A 21,840-nucleotide genomic window follows, 5' to 3' on the forward strand; every position below is an offset into this window, starting at 1 on the left:
GTGCGGGACGGGCGGTGCGGGACGGGCGGGTCAGCGGGCGGCGGTGCCGCTGCTGGCGCGCGGCGTCAGCGTCGGCGGCAGCAGCGTCGCCGCCGGGACCGGCTCGCCCTCCAGCTTGGCCATGAGCAGCTCGACGGCCCGGCCGCCCACCTCCTCGGCCGGAATCGCGACCGACGACAGCGGCGTCTCGGCGTGCTCGGCCACCTCGTCCGGGCAGATCGCGACGACCGACACGTCCTCGGGCACGCGGCGGCCCTCGGCGCGCAGCGCCCGGACGACCGTGTCGACGACCGGCTCGTTGTGCACGAGGATCCCGGTGAGGTCCGGGCGCTCCCGCAGCAGCCGTCCGACCAGGTCCTTCGCCGCGTCCGCGCTCGCCTCGCACGGGTGGACGCCGCCGGCCATGCCGTGCTCGCGGACCGCCTCGGCGAACCCGTCGGTGACCCGCCGCGCGAAGCCGGTCTCCCGCGCGTACACCTCCGGCGGGGAGCCGATCATCGCGACCTCGCGGTGCCCGAGCGCCGCCAGGTGCCGGGCGCAGGCCGCGCCCGCCGCGTGGAAGTCGAGGTCGATGCAGGTCAGGTCGTCGGCGTCGGCGGGGAACCCGATGAGCACGCTCGGCCGGTCGAGGGACCGCAGCAGCGGCACCCGCGGGTCGCGCATCTGCACGTCCATGACGATGAGCGCGTCGACGAGCGCGCTGTCGGCGACGCGGCGCAGCCCGTCCTCGCCCTCCTCCTGGGTGAGCAGCAGGACGTCGTGGTCGTGCCGGCGCGCGGCCGTGACGACCGACGTCGCGAACCGCATCACGACGGGCACCGCGACGCCGCTGCGCAGCGGCAGCATCAGCGCGACGACGTTGGAGCGGCTGCTGGCGAGGGCGCGGGCCCCGGCGTGCGGGCGGTAGCCGAGCTCCCGGATGCTGGCGCGGACGCGCCGCCGGGTCTCCTCCGAGATCGAGCGCTTGCCGCTCAGCACGTAGGAGACGGTGCTCGGCGACACGCCCGCGTGCCGCGCCACATCGGTGATCTTGACCACGGACCGTCCCGTCACTCCGCCGACCGGGAAGCGTCGATCGTAGCCCCGTGCGCCGCGATCGCGTCGCGGTACCAGAACGCGCTGTCCTTCCACGTGCGCTCGCCCGTCGGGTAGTCGACGCGGATGAGGCCGAAGCGCTTCGAGTAGCCGTAGGCCCATTCGAAGTTGTCGAGCAGCGACCAGGCGAAGTAGCCGCGGACGTCGGCGCCGCCGTCGATCGCGCGCCCGACGGCGGCGATGTGGTCCCGCAGGTAGGCGACGCGGCGCCCGTCCCGGACGCCGCCGTCCGCGGCGGCCTCGTCGTCGAACGCGGCGCCGTTCTCGGTCACCATCAGCGGCGTGCCCGGGTACTCGCGGTGCAGCCGCAGGAGGAGCTCCTCCATGCCGGTCGCGTCGATCGGCCAGCCCATCGCCGTGTACGGGCCGGGCTGCTCGGCGAACTCGACGTCCTCGCAGCCGACGAACGGCGTCGCCGCCCCCTGCCGGTGCCCGTCGGCGTGCTCGCGCGGCGACGTCCCGTCCCAGGTCCGGACGAGCGTCGGCGAGTAGTAGTTCACGCCGAGGACGTCCAGCGGCGCGGCGACGGCGTCCTCGTCGCCGTCGCGCACGAACGACCAGTCGGTCAGCCCGGCGGTGTCGTCCCGCAGGTCGGCGGGGTAGCCGCGGCCGAGCATCGGGTCGAGGAACACCCGGTTCGACACGGCGTCGACCCGCCGGACGGCCTCGTCCTCGCCGCGCAGGTGGTGCAGGTTCAGCGTGACGGAGTGCTGCGCGGACGGCGACACCGTCCCGCGCAGCGCCCGGTTCGCCAGCCCGTGCCCCAGGTTGAGGTGGTGCGCGGCTTTCAGCGCGTCCACGGGGTCGGTGCGGCCGGGGGCGTGCACGCCGGACGCGTAGCCGAGGAACGCCGAGCACCACGGCTCGTTCAGCGTCGTCCAGGTGTGGACGCGGTCGCCGAGGGCCCGCCCCATGTGCTCGGCGTAGTCGGCGAACCGGTGCGCGGTGTCGCGCGCGGGCCAGCCGCCGGCGTCCTCGAGCTCCTGCGGGAGGTCCCAGTGGTAGAGGGTCGCGACGGGCGCGATGCCGTGGTCGAGCAGCTCGTCCACCAGGCGCGAGTAGAAGTCGATGCCCTTCGGGTTCGGCGCTCCGCCGGGCAGCACGCGCGACCAGGAGATCGAGAACCGGTACGCGCCGACGCCGAGCCGGGCCATCGCCGCGACGTCCTCGCGCCACCGGTGGTAGTGGTCGGTGGCGACGTCGCCCGTGTCCCCGTTCAGGACCTTGCCCGGGGTGCGGCTGAACACGTCCCAGACGGACGGCGCGCGGCCGTCCTCGGCCGCCGCCCCCTCGATCTGGTAGGACGCCGTCGCCGTGCCCCAGAGGAAGCCTTCGGGAAATCCCATCAGTCCTGCCCTTCTTCCAGCGTGATGACGACTTCGTCCGCGGCCGCCTCGACGCGCACGCCCTGCGGGTGCGCGGCGGCCGTGCCGCCCTCGACGGCGGCGGCGCGGGCGTTGACGAGCAGGACGCTCCACGCGCCCGCGCCCGACGCGGCCACCCGGACGGCCGAGCCGTCGCGTTCGGTGGTGAACACCGCGTCCCCGACCCGCGTGACGACCCGCGCGCCGTCCCCGAGGCCTTCGCGGGGCTCGTACACCCGCAGCGTGACGCCGTCCGCGTGGTCGTAGTCCGGACGGTCGCCGACCGCGCCCTCGGGGACCACCGCGCCCGGACGCACCAGCAGCGGGAGGCTGTCGAACCCGTGCGTCTCCCGCACCCAGCGGCCGCCCGCGACCCGCTCGCCCGTCGCGAAGTGCGTCCACACGCCGTCCGGCACGTAGTACGCGACCGTCCCGTCCTGCGCGAACACGGGGGCGACGAGGAGGTCGTCGCCGAGCATGTACTGCCGTTCGAGGTGCGTGCAGGCGGGGTCGTCCGGGAACTCCAGGACCATCGCGCGCATCATCGGCAGGCCCTCCTCGTACGCCTGCCGCGCGGCCCCCGCCAGGTACGGCATCAGCCGCATCTTCAACTCCGTGAAGGCGCGCAGGACGTCGACGGACTCCTCGTCGAACAGCCACGGCACCCGGTAGGAGTGGCTGCCGTGCAGGCGGCTGTGCGACGACAGCATCCCGAACGCGATCCACCGCTTGAACAGCGCGGGGTCGGGCGTGCCCTCGAACCCGCCGATGTCATGGCTCCAGTACCCGAACCCGGTCATGCCGAGCGACAGGCCGCCGCGCAGGCTCTCCCCCATCGCCTCGAACGTCGACTCGCAGTCGCCGCCCCAGTGCACCGGGAACCGCTGCCCGCCCACGGTGGCCGACCGGGCGAACACCACCGCGTCGTCCTCGCCGCGCCTCTTCTGCAGCAGCTCGAACACGGTCTTGTTGTAGAGGTACGTGTAGTAGTTGTGCGCGCGCTCCGGGTCGGACCCGTCGTGGTACACGACGTCCGTGGGGATCCGCTCGCCGAAGTCGGTCTTGAAGCAGTCGACGCCCATCTCCAGCAGCGCGTCCAGCTTCGCCGCGTACCACTCGCGGGCCTCGGGGTTGGTGAAGTCGACGACCGCGAGGCCCGGCTGCCACTTGTCCCACTGCCACACGTCCCCGTCCGGGCGCGTCAGCAGGTAGCCGTTCGCGCGCCCCTCCTCGAACAGCGGCGACCGCTGCCCGATGTACGGGTTGATCCACACGCAGATCCGCAGGCCGCGCTCCTTCAGCCGCCGCAGCATCCCCGGCGGGTCAGGGAACACGCGCGGGTCCCACTCGAAGTCGCACCACCGGTACTCGCGCATCCAGAAGCAGTCGAAGTGGAACACGCTGAGCGGCAGGCCCCGCTCGGCCATCCCGTCGATGAACGACGTGACGGTCGCCTCGTCGTAGGACGTCGTGAACGACGTCGACAGCCACAGCCCGAACGACCAGTCGGGCAGCTTCGCCGGGCGGCCGGTCAGCGCCGTGTACTTGCGCAGGATGTCGCGCGGCGTCGGGCCGTAGATGACGAAGTACCGCATCGACTGGCCCTCGACGCTGAACGACGTCCGCGTCACGACCTCCGACGCCACCTCGAACGACACGCGTCCCGGATGGTCGACGAACACCCCGTAGCCCGCGTTCGTCAGGTAGAACGGCGCGTTCTTGTACGCCTGCTCGCTGGCCGTGCCGCCGTCGGCGTTCCACACGTCCACCGACTGCCCGTTGCGCGCCAGCGGGCCGAACCGCTCGCCGAGCCCGTACACGACGTGGTCGACGCCGAGGTCGAGCTGCTCGCGGACGTAGTGCCGGCGGCCCTCGGGCCAGCGGTCGTCGGTCTCGATGACGGCCGCGGCCTTCGGGGCGCTGCCGGTGAGCCGCCGCCCGTCCGCGAGGAAGTCGACGCCCCACGTCCCGTCCCGCCGGACCCGCACGGTGAGCGCGCCGGACGTCAGCGTCGCCGCGTCCCCGCCCTCCGGGGCCTCGACGACCACGTCGGGCGACGCGTCCGCCAGCGCGAACGCCGGCCCGCGGGCCCGCTCCCCCGCGAAGTGCGTGAGCGTCACGCCGATGACGTCCGGCATCGGCGACGTCGCCGTCACCGTCACCACCGGGCCCTTGAGCAGGTCGCCGCGGTGCCGGATCCGCTGGACGGGCGCGTGCACGGTGAGCGAGTCCGGCCCGGCGTCGACGTCGAGGACCTCCACCGGATGACTCGCGTGCACACCTTCGCGCATCATCCAGTAGCCGTCGCTGAACTTCATTGCTACTTCACTGCTCCTGCCGTGAGACCGCGCGACAGCGTGCGCTGGAAGACGAGGAAGAAGAGGACGGTCGGGAGCAGGCCGAGCAGCGAGGCTGCGCTGGACATCGTGGCGTCCATCATCCGCTGGCCCTGCAGGACGCCGAGCGCGACCGAGACCGTCTGGTTGTCATTGGAGATGAGGAAGACCATGGGGATCAGGAACTCGTTCCAGGTCCACACGAAGAAGAAGACCATCAGCACCATCAGCGTCGGCCGGACCACCGGGACCACGACCCGCCACAGGATCTGGAACCGTCCGGCGCCGTCGATGCGGGCCGCCTCCAGCAGCGGGCGCGGGAACGCCGACAGCACCGACGACAGCAGGTAGGTGCCGAACGCGCTCTGGATCACCGTGAACACGATGATCACCGCGATGCGGGTGTCGTAGAGGCCGAACTCCTTGGACAGGTAGTACAGCGGGTAGACCAGCGCCTCCTGCGGCAGCGTGTTCGCCAGCAGCAGCAGGACGAGCACCCACATGCGCCCCTTGATGCGGCCGATCCCGAGCGCGTACGCGTTCAGGACGGACAGCAGCACCGCGAGGACCGCGACCGAGCCGCTGATCACGGCGCTGTTGACCAGCACCTGCCCGAAGTCGGTCCGCTCCCAGAACGCGCGGACGCCGTCCAGGTCGACGCCCTCCGGCAGCGCGAGCGGGCCGTTGGCCGAGTACTCCTGCGGGGTCTTCAGCGCGTTGGCCAGCACGACCGCGAACGGGATCAGCATGATCCCCGCCATCGCGACCAGCGCGACCAGCACCGCGTAGGCGCCCGGGCCGCGGCGGCGGCGCCGGCGCCCGGACGCGTCCGGGCGGGCCCCGGCCGGCGTGCCGGCCCGCTTGGTGAGCGTCGCGGTCACCGGTCCTCCCCTTCCAGCTCGCGTCCCTGCGCGCGCAGGAAGACGACGGTCAGCGCGATGATCACGAGGGTCAGCACGGTCGCGATCGCCGAGCCGTAGCCCACGTCCTGCTTCTCGAAGAAGTTGACGTAGGAGTAGTAGGACGGCACGTTCGTCGACCCGCCCGGACCGCCCTTGGTGAGGACGAAGATCTGCGGGAACGCCTTCAGCGCGGCGATCGTCGTCCACAGCAGCACCACGAAGATCTCCGGGCGGATCTGCGGGACGGTGACGTGCCAGAAGCGGCGCGCCCACGACGCCCCGTCGATCTCCGCCGCCTCGTACAGCGACGGGTCGACCCGCTGCAGGCCCGACATGAAGATCACCAGCGGGAACCCGATCTGCGTCCACACCATGACGGCCAGGACGGACCAGAGCGCGGTGTCCGGGTCGCCGAGCCAGTTCTGCGCGAGGGAGCCGAGCCCGACCGCCTCCAGCAGCGCGTTGACCGCGCCGTCGTCGGGGGCGAGCAGCCAGCTCCACACCACGCCCGCGATGACGACCGGCAGCACCTGCGGCAGGTAGATGCAGGCGCGCAGGACGGCCGCGGTGCGGGACCCGAAGTGCCGGTCGATCAGGTCGGTCAGCGCGCCGGCGAGGACCAGCCCGATCACCGTCGGGACGATCGCCATCCCGAGGATCACGAGGACGTTGTTGCGGAACGAGGACCAGAACCGCTCGTCCCCCATCAGCTTCTCGTAGTTCTCCAGGCCCACCCACTCGGGGCTGCCGACGCCCGACCAGTCGGTGAAGCTCGTCCCGATGTTCATCAGGAACGGGACGCCGATGACGCCGGTGAACAGCAGCAGCCCGGGCAGCAGGTAGGGGAGGTAGGCGAGCCGGCCGCCGAGGCCGCCGGCCCGCCCGGACGTCCGCCCGCTCATTCCGGCAGGCCGTCCTCATAGGCGGTCTGCAGGGTGGAGAGGGCCTCCTTCGGGTCCTCGCCGTTCATGATCTGCTGCGTCTGCGCGACCAGGGCGTCGTAGAAGCCCGCCACCGGCCAGTCCGGGTAGTAGGCGAGCTTGCCGCCCTCGGCCAGCTCGTTGAAGTCCGCGATGAGCCGCTTCGACTTCTCGTCGGTGATCGCGCCCGGGTCGGCCGCGATCGGGATGCCGCCCGCGTTGCCGAGCTGGTTCTGGATGTGCTTCTGCAGCGTGATGTTGATGAAGTCGTAGGCGAGCTCCTTGTTCTCGGAGCTCTCCGGGACGACCCACAGGTTGCCGCTGGAGCCGAGCGTGAACTTCGCCTCGGGCCACACGAACGTGCCCCAGTCGAACTTCGACTCGGCGTTGACGCGGCCGAACCACCAGCTCCCGGAGAACATCATCGGGTACTCGCCCTTCATGAAGGCGACCCCGGCCTCCTCGGCCTTCTGCCCGACGGTGTTCTTGTCGACGTAGCCCTTGCCGACCCACTCCTTGAACGTGGTCGCGCCGTGCGTCCACGCCGGGTCGGTGAAGTCGACCGGGCCGGTATAGCGCTGCAGGCTGTCGATCCAGGTGCGGTCGGCCCGCGCCAGGGCGTGCTGGTAGACGAACTGGTGCGCCATGTACTCGGCGCCCGCGTTGGTCAGCGGCGTGACGCCCTTGGCGACGAACGCGTCGAGCGCCTCGGTGAACTCGGCCATCGTGGTCGGGACCTCGACGCCGTGCTCCTCGAACAGCTCCTTGTTGTAGTACACCATGACGTACTCGGCGTAGTTCGGGACGCCGAACCACTTCTCGCCGCCCATGACGCCCTTGTCGTCGTACTTGGCGGTGACGGCGACGTTCGGGTCGATCAGCTTGTCCCAGCCGCGCTCGGCCACCTCGGCCGTCATGTCGGTGAGGAGGCCCTGCTTGGACAGCGCCCCGGCCGTGGCGTTGCCCTTGTTGTACTCCATGATGTCGGGGGCGTCGTCGGAGTTCAGGACCATCGAGGCGGTCTTCTGGATCTGCTCGAAGCCCTTCTCCTCGAACTCGACCTTGACGCCCGGGTGGGTCTTCTCGAACTCCTTGATCGCCGCGTTCCACGCGACGCCCATGGCGCTGTCGGGGGACTCGTAGTGCCAGAGCCTGAGGACGTTCGGGTCGGACTCGGCGTCGCCGCCGCCGCAGCCCGCGAGCGCGAGGGCGCTCGCGGCCACCGCCGCGAGCAGGGCCGCGCCCCTGCCTGCCTTCATCATGGGGGTTCCTCCGGGGGTGGGACGGAGCCGGTGTCCGAGTGAGCGGACGTCCGGGGGTGGGGTGTGGGGGTGTACGCGTTCCAATCGAAGCGCTTCGACTCGGGCGTCGAAGCGCTTCGATTGCCGGGGATGCTAGCCCGAGGGCGCGCGCCGCACAATAGGTTGCCCCCACCCGATTTCCTGATCGCCTCCGTGACCTGCACAAACGATTTGGGAGCGCTCCCAACTCGGGCCGGCTCAGCGGCAGCGCGAGCCGTTCAGCACGAACCCCTCGGGCGTCCCGCCTCCCCCGGCGCCGCTCCCGAGGAAGCCGAACTCGACCGTGCCGCCCGCCGGGATCGACCGGTTCCAGTCCGCGGGCGTGACCGTCACCGCGGGGCCGTCCTGCACCGGCGTCCCGTTCCACAGCTGCGCGACGGACTGCCCGTCGGGCAGCTCGAAACCGAGCCGCCAGCCGTCGATCGGGCCGTCGCCGAGGTTGGTGATCCGCACCGTCGCCTGGAACCCCTCCGGCCACGTCCCGTCGACCCGGTACGCGACCTCGCACGCCGCGCCCTGCGCGACGGCCGGCGGCCCGCCGTCCGTCCCGGCCGGGGGCGCGCCGCCCGCCGGCGGGTCGTCCGGCGACAGCGCCGCCAGCAGCACCGCCACCAGCGCCACCGCACCCGCCACCGCGCCCGCGATGGCGAACGGCCGGCGGGCCGACGCGGGCCCGTCGGCAAGGCCGTCCGTGAGCCCGTCCGCGGGGGTGGCCGGGTCGGGGCCCGGGAGCGGGTCGTCGAGGACGCGGGTCCGGTCGTGCCGCCCCGGCCCGGGCGTCGGGGCCGGGGCCTCGGGCGGCACGCGGACGAGCCGGACGCCCGCGACCGCGGCGAGCGCGCGGGCCGCCTCCGCCGCGCCCGGCCGGGCGCCGGGGCGCGGATCGGCGCAGCGGCGGCACAGCGCGGCGAGGTCCGCGGGCACGTCGGCGGGCAGGTCCGCCGCCTCGGGCGGCCCGCCGGTGAGCGCCTGCCGGAGCACGACGCCGAGCGAGAACACGTCCGCGGCCGGGGACGGCGGCGCGCCCGCCGGCAGCTCGGGAGCGGTGTAGGCCGGGGTGCCGAGGACCGGCCCGCCCGCACCGTCCGGCCCGGTGAAGGCGATGCCGAAGTCGAGCACCTTCACCGCGACCGGCGTGAGGAAGACGTTCGCGGGCTTGATGTCGCGGTGCACGACCCCGGCCGCGTGGGCGGCGGCGAGGGCGTCCGCGATGACCGCGCACACCTCGGCCGCCTCCCGCCACGGCAGCGGTCCGCGCGCCAGCCGGTCGGCGAGGGTCTCCCCGTCGAGCAGCTCCATCACGACGTACGGGACGCCGCGGTGCTCGCCGTAGTCGTGCACGCCGGTGATGTTCGGGTGCACGAGCCCGGCGGCGGCCCGCGCCTCCCGCCGCAGCCGCCGGGTGAACTCGTCCGGCCACCCGTCGCGGGGCACCTTGACGGCGACCGGGCGGTCGAGGACCAGGTCGTGGGCGCGCCACACGGTGGCCATGCCGCCGCTGCCGAGGAGCCCCTCGATGCGGTAGCGCTCCCCCGGCAGGTCGCCCGGCCCCACGGTCTCCGGCATGCCCGCAGCCTATGCCAGCAGGGATCCCGCCTCGCGGAGGCGGGATCGCGGGGCGGGTCAGGGGACCAGGTAGTCGGTGTCGCGCGCGTCGGTGATCGCCATGTGCCCGGGGGCGTGGCCGATCGCGAACTTGGGCCGGGACGCCGTCACGGCGGCCTGCGGGGTGACGCCGCACGCCCAGAACACCGGGATCTCGTCCGCCCGCACCTCGACGGGGTCGCCGTAGTCGGGGCGGCCGAGGTCGGTGATGCCGAGCTCGGCGGGGTCGCCCACGTGCACGGGGGCGCCGTGGACGGACGGGTAGCGGGCGGTGACGCGGACGGCGTCGGCGACCCGCGCGGCGGGCACCGGGCGCATCGACACGACGAGCGGGCCGCCGAACTCGCCCGCGCGCCTGCACGTCCGGTCCGTCCGGTACATCGGGACGTTCACGCCCTGCTCGACGTGCCGGATCGGGACGCCCGCGTCGCCGAGCGCCGCCTCGAACGTGAAGCTGCAGCCGATCAGGAAGGACACGAGGTCGTCGCGCCAGTACTCGGTGGCGTCGGTGACCTCGGCGACCGGCTCGCCGTCCTCGTACACGAGGTAGCCGGGCAGGTCGGTGCGCAGGTCGCCGGGGAAGATCGGCGCGGAGACCGCGCCGGGGTCGGTGACCTCGAGCAGCGGGCACGGCTTCGGGTTGCGCTGCGCGAACAGCAGCAGGTCGTACGCCTGGTCGCGGGGGACGGCGATGAGGTTCGCCTGCGTCCGTCCCGCGCACCAGCCGGCGGTGGGGACGCGCAGCCCGGCGCGGAACAGCGCGCGGGCCTGGCCGGGGGTCAGGGCCTTCGGGTCGAGGGGGGCGGTCCGGGTCATGGCGACTCCTGCCTGAGGTCCGGTGCGGGGACGGGACGGAACCGGAGCCGCTGCCCGGGGCGGGCCTGGGCGGCGCGCCCCACGTCGGCGGCGGCGACGACGGCGATGACCGGGTAGCCGCCGGTCAGCGGGTGGTCGGCGAGGAACAGCACGGGACGCCCGGACGGCGGGACCTGCAGCGCCCCGGTCACCGTCCCCTCGCTGGGTAGCTCGCCGCGATCCGCGTGCTTCAAACGCGGTCCGTCCAGCCGCATCCCGACGCGGTCGGTCTCGCTGGTGACCTCGAACGCGCCGCCGAACAGCGCGTCGAGGGCGCCGGGGGCGAACCAGTCGTCCCGCGGCCCCGGGACGGCGCGCAGCTCGACGGTCCCCGCGGGCGGCGGCGGAACGGGCAGGACGTCCAGCAGCGGCGGGGCGTCCGGGGGCGGGCCGACGGGCAGGACGGCGCCGGGTGCGAGCGGCGCCGGGCCGAGGCCCGACAGCGTGTCGGTGGCGCGGGAGCCGAGGACGGGCGGGACGGCGACGCCGCCGCGGACCGCGAGGTAGCTGCGCAGCCCGGTCGGCGGCACGCCGAGCCGCAGCTCCGCGCCGTCCGGGACGTGCAGGACGGCGTTCGGCGGGGCGGGGCGGCCGTCCAGGACGAGCGGGGCGGGGGCGCCGGTGACGGCCGCGAACACGCCGCCGCGGCTGCGGACCCGCAGGCCGCCGAGGGTGACCTCGATCGCCGCGGCGCCCTCGGGGTTGCCGAGCGCGCGGTTCGCGAGCCGCAGGGACGCGGGGTCGGCGGCCCCGGACGTCCCGACGCCGAGCGCCGCGTGGCCGCGGCGGCCGAGGTCCTGCACGGTGGCGAGCGGGCCGGTCGCGAGGACGTCCAGGAGCCGCTTCACCGCGCCGCCCCGCTCTCCGGGGCCGCCTCGACGAACCGCACCCGCACGCCCGGCCGCAGCAGGGCGGGCGGGTCGCGGTCGAGGTCCCACAGCGGCACCCGGGTGGACCCGATGAGCTGCCAGCCGCCGGGCGACTCGGCGGGGTAGACGCCGCTGAACCGCCCGGCGAGGCCGACCGCGCCCGCCGGGACGCGCACCCGCGGGACCGCCCGGCGCGGGACGTCCAGCCGGGGGTCGCCGCCGTCGAGGTAGCCGAAGCCGGGCGCGAACCCGGTGAAGGCGACCCGCCAGGGCGCGGCGGCGTGCGCGGCCGCGACCTCGCGGGGCGTCAGCCCGGTCAGCCGGGCGACCTCGGGCAGGTCGGGGCCGTCGTAGGTCACGGGGATCTCCACGGTGCCGGCGGTCCCGGCCGCCGCGCCGGGCCGCGCGGTGCGCACGGCGCCGGCGACGGCGGCCGGGTCCGCGCCGCGGTCGAGCAGGAGGGTGAGGGTGCGGGCCGCCGGGACGATGTCGGCGACGCCGGGCGGCGGGGCCGCGGCCAGGGCCGCGTACAGGCCCAGCATCTCCGGCAGGCCGGGGAGTTCGACCAGGAGGGCGGCGTCGCCGCTCGGCAGGATCCGCACCCGCGCCTCACGCCCAGAGTTCGTCGAGGCCGGACAGCGAGTTCCAGCCGAGGTACAGGGACAGCAGCCAGGCGGCGATGCCCAGCGCGAGCAGCCACTTCGGGAACCGGTACCCGCCGAGCAGGTCGCGGCGGCGCGCCGCCACCCACAGCAGGACGGCGAGCCCGAACGGCAGGATCAGCCCGTTGAGGGCGCCCGCGAGCACCAGCAGCTTGGCGGGGGCCGTCCCGATCGCCAGGTAGATCACCGTGGAGACCGCGATGAACCCGACGACGAACCAGTTGCGGTACTTCTCGACGACGGACCAGAACGACACCAGGAACGACACCGACGTGTACGACGCGCCGATCACCGAGGTGATCGCGGCGGACCACATGATCAGGCCGAACACGCGCAGCCCCGCCTCCCCGGCGGCGTGCTCGAACGCCGACGGCGCCGGGTTGGCCTCCGCGAGCTTCGCGCCGCCCGCGACGACGCCGAGCACCGCGAGGAACAGCAGGACCCGCATCAGGCCGGTGACCAGGATGCCGGTGACCGCGCTGCGGTTGATGCGGGAGACGTGCTCCGGCCCGGTGATCCCGGACTCGATCATCCGGTGCGCGCCCGCGTAGGTGATGTATCCGCCGACGGTCCCGCCGATCAGCGTGGTGATGATGAGGAAGTCGACCTCCTCGGGGGCGGCGGCCTGCACGAGGGCGTCCCCGAGGGGCGGGTCGGACACGATCGCGACGTACAGCGTCATGAGGATCATCACGCCGCCGAGCACCACGACGATCCGGTCCATCGCGATCCCCGCGCGCTTGCTCAGGAAGATCGCGACGGCGACGAGCGCCGAGAGCGCCCCGCCGATCTTGACGTCCAGGCCGAACAGCGCGTTCAGGCCGAGCGCCGTCCCGGCGACGTTGCCGATGTTGAACACGAGGCCGCCGAAGACGTCCAGTGCCGCCAGGGCGTAGCCGCCGCCGGGCACGACGCGGTTGCCGAGGTCCTGGGCGCGCCTGCCCGAGACCCCGACGACGCGCCACACGTTGAGCTGGATCGCGATGTCCACCAGCACGGACACGAGGATGGCGAAGGCCATCGCGGCGCCGAGCTGGGCGGTGAACACCGTGGTCTGGGTGATGAATCCGGGGCCGATGGCGCTGGTGGCCATCAGGAACATGGCGCCGATGAGTGCGCCGCGCCGGGATCGGTCCGGCGGGGCGGGGGTGGCGTCCACGCTGGTGGAGTCGGTCATGATCGGGCCCTTCGGGGGTACGGCTTTCCGCAAGCGTAAGGATTGTTCAACAATCCAGCAATCCCCTTGTGGACCCATTCCGCTAAGCTGATCCCGTGACGTGGCTCGATGACATCGCGGCGGCCCGCCACGGGCTGGACCGCTCGAGCACCGCCGCACGGGTCGCCGACCTGCTCCGCGACCAGATCACCGACGGCGCGCTCGTCCCCGGCGCCCGCCTCCCCGAAGAGGACCTGTGCCGCGCCGTGAAGGTCTCGCGCAACACGATGCGCGAGGCGTTCCGGCTGCTCGTCCAGGAGCGCCTGCTGGTGCACGAGTTCAACCGCGGCGTGTTCGTCCGCCGCGTCGGCGCCGACGGGCTGTCCGACCTGTACCGGGTGCGGCGGATCCTGGAGTGCGAGGGCGTCCGGTGCGCCCCCGCGGCCGGGCGGGAGGCGGTCGACCGCGTGCGGGAGGCCGTCGAGGACGGCGAGGCCGCCGCCGCCGCGGGCCGCTGGCCGGACGTCGGCACCGCCGACATCCGCTTCCACCGGGCCGTCGCGGCGCTCGTCGGGAGCCCGCGGGTCGACGAGATGATCCGCCACCTGATGGCGGAGATGCGCCTGGTGTTCCACGAGATGGGGTCGCCGCGCGAGTTCCACGAGCCGTACCTTGCCCGCAACCGGCGGATGTACGACCTGCTGGCGGCCGGCGAGCACGAGGCGGCCGAGCGGGAACTGCGGTCCTACCTGGACGACGCGGAGGCCCAGCTCATCCGGGCCTACCGCGAGAAGGAGTGACCGGCCCCCACGGTGCGCCGCCGCCCGTTCACGGCGCGTAGTTCATGACGTGGTCGTGCAGCATGCGCGGAGCCTCGGGGTCGCGCCGCCGGAACGCCTCGATCAGCTCGGCGTGCTCGGCCGACTTGGAGTAGATCTCCGTCTGGTGCAGGCGCAGCGACAGCGTCGTCCACAGCTCGATGCCGAGGCCCTCCCACACCGACACCAGCAGCCGGTTGCCGGCCGTCTCGACGATCTCCCGGTGGAACGCGATGCTCAGCCGCATCTGCGCGTGCAGGTCGCCGTCCCGCGCGGCCTCCGCGAGCCGCCGGTTGTGCTCCTCGAGGGCGTCCAGCCGCTCGCCGATGTGCGGGAGCGCCAGCTCGACGGCCGTCCGCTCGAGGCCGGCCCGCACCGGGAAGATCTCGGCGAGGTCGCGTTCGGTGAAGTCGCGGACGCGCGCGCCCCGGTTCGGCAGCGACTCGATCAGCCGCTGCGCCTCGAGCTGCCGGAGCGCCTCGCGCACCGGCCCCTGGCTCACGCCCAGCTCGGACGCGATGCGCCGTTCGACGATGCGCTCCCCCGGCTCCCAGCGGCCGGCGCTGATGCCCTCCACGATGAACTCGCGGATCTGATCGGCGAGACCGGTGCGGAGCAGCTGGGCGGGAGTGGGCGCGTTCACGGTACTGCATCGTAGTCCTACGCCCGGTAAGTAAAGCTTGACCGGGGGGCCGTCCGGCGGCGGGGTAAGCGGGTCTTGACGAGGTAGAATATGATCGATCATAGATCAATGATGATCGGTGAGCGTCGTGGCGATCCTACGGCGTTACCCCCGAGTTAGGAAGGTCGCCGATGGCTGAGACGACCAGGTCGGCCGGCACCGCCGCCCCGGCCCGCACCCGCAGGACGCGCGGCGCCAAGGCGTCCGGGCGCCAGACCGCCCCCGAGACGGCGGCCGCGCCGGACGCGGACGCGCCGACCGGCACCGTCGGCCCGGACACCGACGCGGAGACGCTCATCGGCTACTACCGGCAGATGCTGCTGATCCGCCGGTTCGAGGAGCGGGCCGCGCGCGCGTACACCGAGGCGAAGATCGGGGGCTACTGCCACCTGAACCTCGGTGAGGAGGCCACGGTCGTCGGGCTGATGGCCGCGCTGCGGCCCACCGACTACCTGTTCACGAACTACCGCGAGCACGGCTACGCGATCGCCAAGGGCATCGGCCCCGACCGCGTCATGGCCGAGCTGTACGGCCGCTCCACCGGCGTGTCCAAGGGCTGGGGCGGGTCCATGCACATGTTCGACACCGAGGCGCGGCTGCTCGGCGGCTACGGCATCGTCGGCGGGCAGCTCCCGCTCGCCGCGGGCGCCGCGCTCGCCGTCAGCTACCGGGGCGGCGACGACGTCGTCATGTGCCAGATGGGCGACGGGACGACCGCGATCGGCGCGTTCCACGAGGCGCTCAACATCGCGGGCCTGTGGGACCTCCCCGCCGTGTTCGTCGTGATCAACAACGGGCTGGGCATGGGGACCACGGTGGAGAACTCCTCGGCCGAGCCGGAGCTGTACAAGCGCGGCGCCGCCTACCGGATGGAGTCCGCCCGCGTCGACGGGACGGACGTCGTCGCCGTGCGGGACGCCGCGGTGCTCGCGGTCGAGAAGGCCCGCGCGGAGAGCCGCCCCTACCTGCTGGAGACGATCAGCCCCCGGCTGAAGGGCCACTCGGTCGTCGACCCGGCCCGGTACCGGTCGAAGGAGGAGAGGGAGTCCCTCAAGGCCGCCGACCCGCTGGCCCGCATGGCGCTGGACCTCGCCGACCGGGGCATCCTGTCCCACGACGCGCGGGACGCGCTGGACGCCGAGGTCACCGCCGAGGTCGACGCCGCCGCGGCGTTCGCCGACGAGAGCCCCGCGCCGGACGTCTCCACCCTGTTCGACTACACCTACGCCACCCCGGTCCCGGGCGAGCTGCGCCGCCTGCCCGCGGACCCCGTATTCAGTTCCTGAGGAGCCGTCCGATGGCAACCGTCACCTACCGCCAGGCCCTCCGGGACACGCTCCGCGCCGAGATGATCAGGGACGAGAACGTCTTCCTGATGGGCGAGGAGATCGGGCTGTTCGAGGGCTCGTACAAGATCACCGAGGGGCTGCTGAAGGAGTTCGGGCCGCGCCGGGTGCGCGACACCCCGATCGCCGAGGAGGGGTTCGTCGGCGCCGCGATCGGCGCCGCCATGCTGGGCCTGCGCCCGGTCGTGGAGGTCATGACGATCAACTTCTCGCTGCTGGCGCTCGACCAGATCGTCAACCACGCGGCGAAGATCTACGGGATGTTCGGCGGGCAGGCCAGCGTCCCGATGGTCATCCGCACCCCGGGCGGCGGCGGGCAGCAGCTCGGCGCCACCCACTCGCAGAACGTCGAGCTGTTCTACTCGTTCATCCCGGGCCTGAAGGTCGTCGCGCCGAGCACGCCCGCCGAGGCGTCCGCCATGCTCAAGGCCGCGATCCGCGACGACGACCCGGTGCTGTTCCTGGAGAACCTCGCCCTCTACAACACCAAGGGCGAGCTGCCCGCCGCGGTCGAGGACGTCGCGCCCGGGCAGATCGGCCGCGCGGCCGTCACCCGCCCCGGCACCGACATCACGCTGATCGGCTACTCCCGGATGGCGCGCGTCGCCGCCGAGGTCGCCGAGACCCTCGCCGGCGAGGGGATCTCCGCCGAGGTCGTCGACCTGCGCAGCCTGCGCCCGCTGGACCGCGCGACGATCGTGGAGTCCGTCCGCAAGACGGGCTGCGCCGTCGTCGCCGAGGACGACTGGCTGACCTACGGCATCGGCGCCGAGATCGCCGCCACCATCCAGGAGGGCGCCTTCGACTGGCTGGACGCGCCGGTGCGGCGCGTCGCGATGGCCGAGGTGCCGCTCCCCTACGCCAAGTCCCTGGAGTCGGCGGCGCTGCCGTCCGCCGGGTCCCTGCTCACCGCCGCCCGCGACACCCTCCGCGCGACCGGCCGGCTCGCCGCCCTGGAGACCGCTTCATGACCGAGATCCTCATGCCCCGCCTCTCCGACACGATGGAGGAGGGCGTCATCAGTTCCTGGCAGAAGCAGCCGGGCGACGAGATCGCGGTCGGCGACGTCCTGGTGGACATCGAGACCGACAAGGCGGTCATGGAGTACGAAGCCTACGAGGCCGGCGTGCTCGAGAAGATCCTCGTCGGGGAGGGCGAGACGGCGGCGATCGGCGCGCCGATCGCGGTCGTGGTGCCGAAGGGCGCGGCGTCCGGCGCCGCCCCGGCGGCCGAGCCGGCGCCCGAGGCGAAGGCCGAACCGAAGGCCGAACCGGAGGCGGAGCCGGAGCCCGCGCCGAAGACCGAGGCCGCGCCCGCTCCGGCGGCGAAGCCGGAGGCGCCCGCCCCGGCGCCGCGGCGGACGGGCGCGTCCCGCCCGCCCGCGTCGCCGCTCGCGCGGCGGCTGGCCCGCGACCACGGCATCGACCTGGCCGCGCTGTCCGGTTCGGGCCCCGGCGGACGGATCGTCCGCGCCGACATCGAGGCCGCGGTCCGCTCCGGCGGCGCCGCGCCGCAGCAGGCGCCCGCCGCCGCGCCGTCCGCGCCCGCCGCGCCCGCGGCCGCGTCCCGGGCCGACGACCCGGACGTCGAGGCCGTGCCGCTGAACCGGTTCCGCAAGGTCGCGGCCCGGCGGCTCACCGAGAGCAAGCAGAACGCGCCGCACTTCTACCTCAACCGCGAGGTGGACGCCGAGGCCCTCGTCGCGTTCCGCCGGACGGTCAACGAGGCGCTCGCCCCGGCCAAGGTCAGCGTGAACGACCTGGTCGTCAAGGCGTGCGCGACGGCGCTGCGCGAGCACCCGGCCGTCAACGTCTCCTACACGGAGGAGAGCCTCCTCTTCCACAAGCGCGTGCACGTCGGCGTGGCCGTCGCGGTCGAGGACGGCCTGGTCGTCCCGGTCGTCCGGGACGCCGACCGCAAGAGCGTGTCGGAGATCGGCCGCGAGACCCGGGAGCTGGCCGGGCGGGCGCGCGACGGCAAGCTGTCGGCGAACGACATGAGCGGCGGGACGTTCAGCGTCAGCAACCTCGGCATGTTCGGCGTCGACTCGTTCTCCGCGGTGATCAACCCGCCGGAGGCGGCGATCCTCGCCGTGGGCGCCGTCCGGGACGAGCCGGTGGTGCGGGACGGCCAGGTCGTCCCGGGCAAGCGGATGGCGGTGACGCTGTCGGTGGACCACCGGGCGTGCGACGGCGCGACGGCCGCCGCGTTCCTGGCGCGGCTGGCGGAGCTGCTGGAGAACCCGCTGCTCATCGTGGCCTGACGGGCGGCCCGCCGCTCGGCCGGCGGTCCGGTCCCGCCCGGGTTCCCCGGACGGGACCGGACCGCCGGTGATATGCGAAGATCGCGGTCATGGCGGTGAACGTTCCCCTGGGGCCGCTGCTCGACCCGGCCTTCCACCTCGGCTCGGTCCCGACCACGTGGGCGGAGCTGCTCGGTTTCGCGACGGGCGCGGTCAATGTGTGGCTGGTCGTCCGGCAGAACATCATGAACTGGCCGATCGGCATCGCCAACGTCGTCCTGCTCGGCCTGGTCTTCCTCGACGGCGGGCTGTACGCCGACGCGGGGCTGCAGATCGTCTACATCGGGCTGCAGGCGTACGGCTGGTGGGTGTGGCTGTACGGCGGCGAGGGCCGCGACGCCCTGCCCGTCCGGCGCACGACCCGCGCCGAGTGGGCGGCGCTGCTCGCGGCCGGCGCGGCCGGGACCGCCGCGATCACCTGGCTGCTGACGGCGTTCACCGACTCGACCGTCCCGTTCTGGGACGCGCTGACGACGGCCCTGTCGCTGATGGCGATCTACGGGCAGTCGCGCAAACTGCTCGAGTCGTGGTGGATCTGGATCATCGCCGACCTCGTGTACATCCCGCTGTACTTCCACAAGGACCTGAAGCTGACGAGCGCCCTCTACATCGTCTTCCTGTCGCTGTGCGTGGCCGGCCTCACCGCCTGGTACCGGGACTGGCGGGGCACCGGACGCGCGGAGCCCGCCCCGGCGGCCGCATGACGTACGAGCACGGCCTCGTCATCGGCAAGTTCTACCCGCCGCACGCGGGGCACCACCATCTGATCGACACCGCCGCCGCGGCGTGCGCCCGGGTGAGCGTGGTCGTCGCGGCGTCCAGCGTCGAGAGCGTCCCCCTCGCGCTGCGGACGGCGTGGCTGCGGGAGGCGCACCGGCAGCCGAACGTCGAGGTCGTCCCGGTCGTGGACGACGCCGAGATCGACTACGAGTCCGACGCGGCGTGGTCGGCGCACGTCGCCGCGTTCCGCGCGGGGCTCGCGCTCCGCTCGGGGCTCGGCGTCAACGTCCCGCCGGTCGACGCGGTGTTCAGCTCCGAGCCCTACGGGCCCGAGCTCGCCGCGCGGTTCTCCGCCGCGCACGTCCCGGTGGACCCGCCGCGGGAGCGGTTCCCCGTCAGCGGGACGGCCGTCCGCGCCGACCCGGCCGGGAACTGGCAGTGGCTCTCCCCGCCCGTCCGCGCGTACCTGGCCCGCCGGGTGGTGGTGGTCGGCGCGGAATCGAGCGGCACCACCACGCTGGCGCGCGCGCTGGCCGCGCACTACGCCGAACGCGGCGGCGTGTGGGCGGCGACCCGGTGGGTGCCCGAGTACGGCCGCACCTACACCGAGGAGAAGCTCGCCGCCGCGCGCCGGGACGCCGGCGACGCGTCGCTGTGGCTGGACGACCTGGTGTGGGAGTCCGCCGAGTTCACGCGGATCGCCGAGCGGCACGCCGCGCTGGAGGACGCCGCCGCCCGGTCGGGCTCGCCGCTGCTCGTCTGCGACACCGACGCGTTCGCGACGGCCGTGTGGCACGAGCGCTACGTCGGCGGCCCGGCGCCCGACGTCGAGGCCGTCCACGAGCGCGTCCCGCACCACCTGTGGATCCTCACCGATCCGGCGGGCGTCCCGTTCGTGCAGGACGGCTGGCGCGACGGCGAGTCGGTCCGGACGTGGATGGCGGACCGGTTCCGGGAGGAGCTGAAGCGGCGCGGCCTCCCCCACGTCGCGGTCACCGGCCCCCACGAGGAGCGCCTGGCCGCCGCGGTCGCCGCGGCCGACGGCCTCCTCGCCGAGCCCTGGCCGTTCGCGGCTCCCCTGACCGCCCGGCGCTAACCGGCCCAGACGAGGTCGGCGACGTAGAACTCCTTGATGTCGGCGAGGACGAGGTACTCGATGCAGGCCGCGGTGCCGGGCGCGCTGTGGGTGTAGTGGACGCCGACGCCGTCGAGGGGGCGGCCCGGCGGCGGCAGGCCCGCGTCGACGGCGGTGCCGCCGTGCCGGGCGAGGTCGCAGAGGAAGTCGACCAGATCGTCCCGGATGGGCGGCGGCACGGACTCGAGCACGTCGGCCGCGACCTCCGAGCAGTAGACGGTCCAGCCGCTCTTCTCCCGTCGCGGCGCTCCGGCGGTCACCCGCGGGGACGGGGACCGCGGCGCGCGGCGATGTCGTCGAGGGCGACGGCGCCCCGCCGGTCGAGGGCGCGGGCGCGGCGCCGCTCCCGGTCGGGCAGCTGGTCGAGCATCGCCTCGGCGTACCAGCCGGACAGGACGTCGTCGAGTTCGCGGCCCTGCTCGGCGCCGCGGACCTCGGCGATGAACGCGGCGCGCTTCTCGCGGGACAGGTGCGCGCCGATGCCGTCGATGGTGCGCGGGATGCGGTGCACCCGCCCGTGGTGGCGCGGGGGTTCGGTCGGCATGGCGCTCATCGGACTCCCCTCCGTCGGTCCCGGAGACGCTACCGCGCGCCGCCGACATCGCCTCCCATGATGGCCGGGGCGGGGCGCGGGCGTCCGATCAACGCGCCGGGTCGAGGGAGAACAGGTCCTCGTCGACGCGGTCGAGGGCGAGCCGGACGGCGCCGAGGCTCACCGACTCGTCCCCGAGCGGGGACGCCTCGACGCGGACGGGCCGCAGGCAGAGCGGGCCGACGTGCGCGGCGAGTTCGGCGACGAGGGGCCCGCCGGGACGCACGAGGGGCCCGCCGACGACGATCGTCTCGGGGTCGAGGGCGAGGGCCATCGCGGCGACGCCGCGCGCCATCCGGGCGGCCACCCGCCCGACGGGTTCGGCGGCGAGGGCGGCCGCGGTGTCGCGGAGGCCCAGTTCGGGCAGCATGCCGATCTCCCCGGCCGCGCCGCGGCCGCGGTGCAGGCGGCCGCCGATGAGGACGCCGACGCCGGTGTGCAGGCCCGCGTGGACGCACACGACGTCGTCCGCGTCGCGCGCGGCGCCGCGCCACCGCTCGGCGAGCGCGGCGAGGTTGGCGTCGTTCTCGACCAGGACGGGGCAGGCGAAGGAGCGGGCCAGCTCGCGGCCGAGGGGCACCCCCGCCCAGCCGGGGACGACCGTGCAGGACGCGACGGTGCCGGACGGGTCGACGACGCCGGGGGTCCCGGCGGCGACCGCGCGCAGCGAGCGGCGCGCGACCCGGGCGGCGGCCAGGCACGTCTTGACGGCGGCGCGCACCGCCGCGATCCGCTCCGCGGGCGGGGCGTCCGGCGGCAGGTCGGCGCGGTGGCCGCCGGCGACGTCCCCGGCGAGGTCGGCGACCAGCAGCCGCACCCGGTGCGCGTCGATCTCGAAACCGAGGACGTGGCCGGCCTCGGCGCGGAAGCGGTAGCGGCGGGCGGGGCGGCCGAGCCCCGCCCCGTGCCGGGGCGCGACCTCGGCGACGAGCCCGCGGGCGGCGAGGTCGCCGAGCACGCCCTCGGCGGTGGGGCGCGACACCCCGATCCGCTCGGCGAGCCCGGACAGCGTGAACTCGCCGCCGGCGCGGAGCACGCGGAGCGTCGCGGCGGAGTTGAGGCGGCGCAGCACCGAGGGGTCTGCCCCGTGCGAAGGCGGTCGGGTCACGTCGCCCCTTGACAGCGGTCGGTGGACGGTCGACTTTGTGAAAGAAGATTGCGTAACGCCGGTCGGATGGCG

General features: G+C 74.1%; 21 protein-coding genes. 6 read left to right on the top strand and 15 right to left on the bottom strand.

Translation table 11 applies throughout. The features are described 5' to 3' along the window. Positions 1-30: 30 nt before the first annotated feature. The 11 genes from DMH08_RS10805 to DMH08_RS10855 form a co-directional block, all read right to left on the bottom strand. On the bottom strand, positions 31-1,038 hold the full coding sequence (locus tag DMH08_RS10805) for a LacI family DNA-binding transcriptional regulator (protein ID WP_026400614.1): 1,008 nt from the start codon (positions 1,036-1,038) through the stop codon (positions 31-33). An 11-nt stretch (positions 1,039-1,049) separates the two neighbouring features. Continuing rightward, positions 1,050-2,441 carry a GH1 family beta-glucosidase gene (locus DMH08_RS10810; RefSeq protein ID WP_125613390.1) on the bottom strand — a complete coding sequence of 464 codons (1,392 nt, stop codon included), beginning with the start codon at positions 2,439-2,441 and terminating at the stop codon, positions 1,050-1,052. Continuing rightward, positions 2,441-4,777 (bottom strand): alpha-xylosidase, encoded by a 2,337-nt coding sequence (gene yicI / locus DMH08_RS10815; protein ID WP_125613392.1) that lies wholly within the window; start codon positions 4,775-4,777, stop codon positions 2,441-2,443. The genes DMH08_RS10810 and yicI overlap by 1 nt, the downstream gene beginning before the upstream one ends. Positions 4,778-4,779: 2 nt before the next feature. Next, positions 4,780-5,676: a carbohydrate ABC transporter permease gene (locus DMH08_RS10820; RefSeq protein ID WP_233617521.1), complete on the bottom strand. Its 897-nt coding sequence runs from the start codon at positions 5,674-5,676 to the stop codon at positions 4,780-4,782. Continuing rightward, positions 5,673-6,599 (bottom strand): carbohydrate ABC transporter permease, encoded by a 927-nt coding sequence (locus DMH08_RS10825; RefSeq protein ID WP_026400618.1) that lies wholly within the window; start codon positions 6,597-6,599, stop codon positions 5,673-5,675. The genes DMH08_RS10820 and DMH08_RS10825 overlap by 4 nt, the downstream gene beginning before the upstream one ends. Then, a complete protein-coding gene (locus tag DMH08_RS10830; RefSeq protein ID WP_199747733.1) occupies positions 6,596-7,876 on the bottom strand; it encodes an ABC transporter substrate-binding protein in 1,281 nt (426 codons plus the stop codon). The genes DMH08_RS10825 and DMH08_RS10830 overlap by 4 nt, the downstream gene beginning before the upstream one ends. 240 nt (positions 7,877-8,116) lie before the next feature. Beyond that, a complete protein-coding gene (locus tag DMH08_RS10835) occupies positions 8,117-9,484 on the bottom strand; it encodes a protein kinase domain-containing protein (RefSeq protein WP_125613394.1) in 1,368 nt (455 codons plus the stop codon). Positions 9,485-9,541: 57 nt separating this feature from the next. Next, positions 9,542-10,339, bottom strand: a complete 798-nt coding sequence (locus DMH08_RS10840; protein ID WP_125613396.1) for a putative hydro-lyase — start codon at positions 10,337-10,339, stop codon at positions 9,542-9,544. Then, positions 10,336-11,226: a biotin-dependent carboxyltransferase family protein gene (locus tag DMH08_RS10845; RefSeq protein WP_125613398.1), complete on the bottom strand. Its 891-nt coding sequence runs from the start codon at positions 11,224-11,226 to the stop codon at positions 10,336-10,338. The genes DMH08_RS10840 and DMH08_RS10845 overlap by 4 nt, the downstream gene beginning before the upstream one ends. Next, on the bottom strand, positions 11,223-11,849 hold the full coding sequence (locus DMH08_RS10850; protein WP_026400622.1) for a 5-oxoprolinase subunit B family protein: 627 nt from the start codon (positions 11,847-11,849) through the stop codon (positions 11,223-11,225). Before DMH08_RS10850 ends, DMH08_RS10845 begins: the two co-directional genes overlap by 4 nt. Positions 11,850-11,856: 7 nt before the next feature. Next, a complete protein-coding gene (locus DMH08_RS10855; protein WP_026400623.1) occupies positions 11,857-13,086 on the bottom strand; it encodes an NRAMP family divalent metal transporter in 1,230 nt (409 codons plus the stop codon). Positions 13,087-13,181: 95 nt separating this feature from the next. Here DMH08_RS10855 and DMH08_RS10860 point away from each other — a divergent pair, with 95 nt between their 5' ends. Continuing rightward, entirely contained in the window at positions 13,182-13,865 is a 684-nt protein-coding gene (locus DMH08_RS10860) for a GntR family transcriptional regulator (protein WP_026400624.1), read from the top strand. A gap of 28 nt (positions 13,866-13,893) precedes the next feature. Here the strand turns inward: DMH08_RS10860 and DMH08_RS10865 are convergent, their stop codons facing one another. After that, positions 13,894-14,526 (bottom strand): GntR family transcriptional regulator, encoded by a 633-nt coding sequence (locus DMH08_RS10865; RefSeq protein ID WP_026400625.1) that lies wholly within the window; start codon positions 14,524-14,526, stop codon positions 13,894-13,896. A 170-nt stretch (positions 14,527-14,696) separates the two neighbouring features. On the opposite strand from DMH08_RS10865, the gene pdhA reads away from it, so the two are divergent. The 5 genes from pdhA to DMH08_RS10890 all read left to right on the top strand — a co-directional run bounded on the left by pdhA (position 14,697) and on the right by DMH08_RS10890 (position 20,029). Next, positions 14,697-15,851: a pyruvate dehydrogenase (acetyl-transferring) E1 component subunit alpha gene (pdhA, locus tag DMH08_RS10870; RefSeq protein ID WP_026400626.1), complete on the top strand. Its 1,155-nt coding sequence runs from the start codon at positions 14,697-14,699 to the stop codon at positions 15,849-15,851. An 11-nt stretch (positions 15,852-15,862) separates the two neighbouring features. Next, complete coding sequence (locus tag DMH08_RS10875; protein WP_026400627.1) at positions 15,863-16,882, top strand: alpha-ketoacid dehydrogenase subunit beta; 1,020 nt, start codon at positions 15,863-15,865, stop codon at positions 16,880-16,882. Further along, a complete protein-coding gene (locus DMH08_RS10880) occupies positions 16,879-18,174 on the top strand; it encodes a dihydrolipoamide acetyltransferase family protein (RefSeq protein WP_125613400.1) in 1,296 nt (431 codons plus the stop codon). Before DMH08_RS10875 ends, DMH08_RS10880 begins: the two co-directional genes overlap by 4 nt. 89 nt (positions 18,175-18,263) lie before the next feature. After that, entirely contained in the window at positions 18,264-18,917 is a 654-nt protein-coding gene (gene pnuC / locus DMH08_RS10885) for a nicotinamide riboside transporter PnuC (RefSeq protein ID WP_026400629.1), read from the top strand. After that, positions 18,914-20,029: an AAA family ATPase gene (locus tag DMH08_RS10890; protein ID WP_125613402.1), complete on the top strand. Its 1,116-nt coding sequence runs from the start codon at positions 18,914-18,916 to the stop codon at positions 20,027-20,029. Before pnuC ends, DMH08_RS10890 begins: the two co-directional genes overlap by 4 nt. Here the strand turns inward: DMH08_RS10890 and DMH08_RS40045 are convergent. The 3 genes from DMH08_RS40045 to DMH08_RS10900 all read right to left on the bottom strand — a co-directional run bounded on the left by DMH08_RS40045 (position 20,026) and on the right by DMH08_RS10900 (position 21,768). Then, positions 20,026-20,328, bottom strand: a complete 303-nt coding sequence (locus tag DMH08_RS40045) for a hypothetical protein (RefSeq protein WP_026400631.1) — start codon at positions 20,326-20,328, stop codon at positions 20,026-20,028. The genes DMH08_RS10890 and DMH08_RS40045 overlap by 4 nt on opposite strands. Beyond that, entirely contained in the window at positions 20,325-20,621 is a 297-nt protein-coding gene (locus DMH08_RS40050) for a hypothetical protein (protein ID WP_158642291.1), read from the bottom strand. The genes DMH08_RS40045 and DMH08_RS40050 overlap by 4 nt, the downstream gene beginning before the upstream one ends. An 88-nt stretch (positions 20,622-20,709) precedes the next feature. Further along, positions 20,710-21,768 carry an ROK family transcriptional regulator gene (locus tag DMH08_RS10900; protein WP_125613406.1) on the bottom strand — a complete coding sequence of 353 codons (1,059 nt, stop codon included), beginning with the start codon at positions 21,766-21,768 and terminating at the stop codon, positions 20,710-20,712. Positions 21,769-21,840 lie beyond the last annotated feature (72 nt).

This window comes from Actinomadura sp. WAC 06369 (assembly GCF_003947565.1).
GTDB lineage: Bacteria > Actinomycetota > Actinomycetes > Streptosporangiales > Streptosporangiaceae > Spirillospora > Spirillospora rifamycini.

Bases quoted from the DNA above. Each gene is read 5' to 3' on its own strand.
- DMH08_RS10810 (WP_125613390.1), bottom strand. From the start codon at position 2,441: ATGGGATTTCCCGAAGGCTTCCTCTGGGGCACGGCGACGGCGTCCTAC.
- yicI (WP_125613392.1), bottom strand. From the start codon at position 4,777: ATGAAGTTCAGCGACGGCTACTGGATGATGCGCGAAGGTGTGCACGCG.
- DMH08_RS10825 (WP_026400618.1), bottom strand. From the start codon at position 6,599: ATGAGCGGGCGGACGTCCGGGCGGGCCGGCGGCCTCGGCGGCCGGCTC.
- DMH08_RS10830 (WP_199747733.1), bottom strand. From the start codon at position 7,876: ATGAAGGCAGGCAGGGGCGCGGCCCTGCTCGCGGCGGTGGCCGCGAGC.
- DMH08_RS10835 (WP_125613394.1), bottom strand. From the start codon at position 9,484: ATGCCGGAGACCGTGGGGCCGGGCGACCTGCCGGGGGAGCGCTACCGC.
- DMH08_RS10840 (WP_125613396.1), bottom strand. From the start codon at position 10,339: ATGACCCGGACCGCCCCCCTCGACCCGAAGGCCCTGACCCCCGGCCAG.
- DMH08_RS10855 (WP_026400623.1), bottom strand. From the start codon at position 13,086: ATGACCGACTCCACCAGCGTGGACGCCACCCCCGCCCCGCCGGACCGA.
- pdhA (WP_026400626.1), top strand. From the start codon at position 14,697: ATGGCTGAGACGACCAGGTCGGCCGGCACCGCCGCCCCGGCCCGCACC.
- DMH08_RS10875 (WP_026400627.1), top strand. From the start codon at position 15,863: ATGGCAACCGTCACCTACCGCCAGGCCCTCCGGGACACGCTCCGCGCC.
- DMH08_RS10880 (WP_125613400.1), top strand. From the start codon at position 16,879: ATGACCGAGATCCTCATGCCCCGCCTCTCCGACACGATGGAGGAGGGC.
- pnuC (WP_026400629.1), top strand. From the start codon at position 18,264: ATGGCGGTGAACGTTCCCCTGGGGCCGCTGCTCGACCCGGCCTTCCAC.
- DMH08_RS10890 (WP_125613402.1), top strand. From the start codon at position 18,914: ATGACGTACGAGCACGGCCTCGTCATCGGCAAGTTCTACCCGCCGCAC.
- DMH08_RS40050 (WP_158642291.1), bottom strand. From the start codon at position 20,621: ATGAGCGCCATGCCGACCGAACCCCCGCGCCACCACGGGCGGGTGCAC.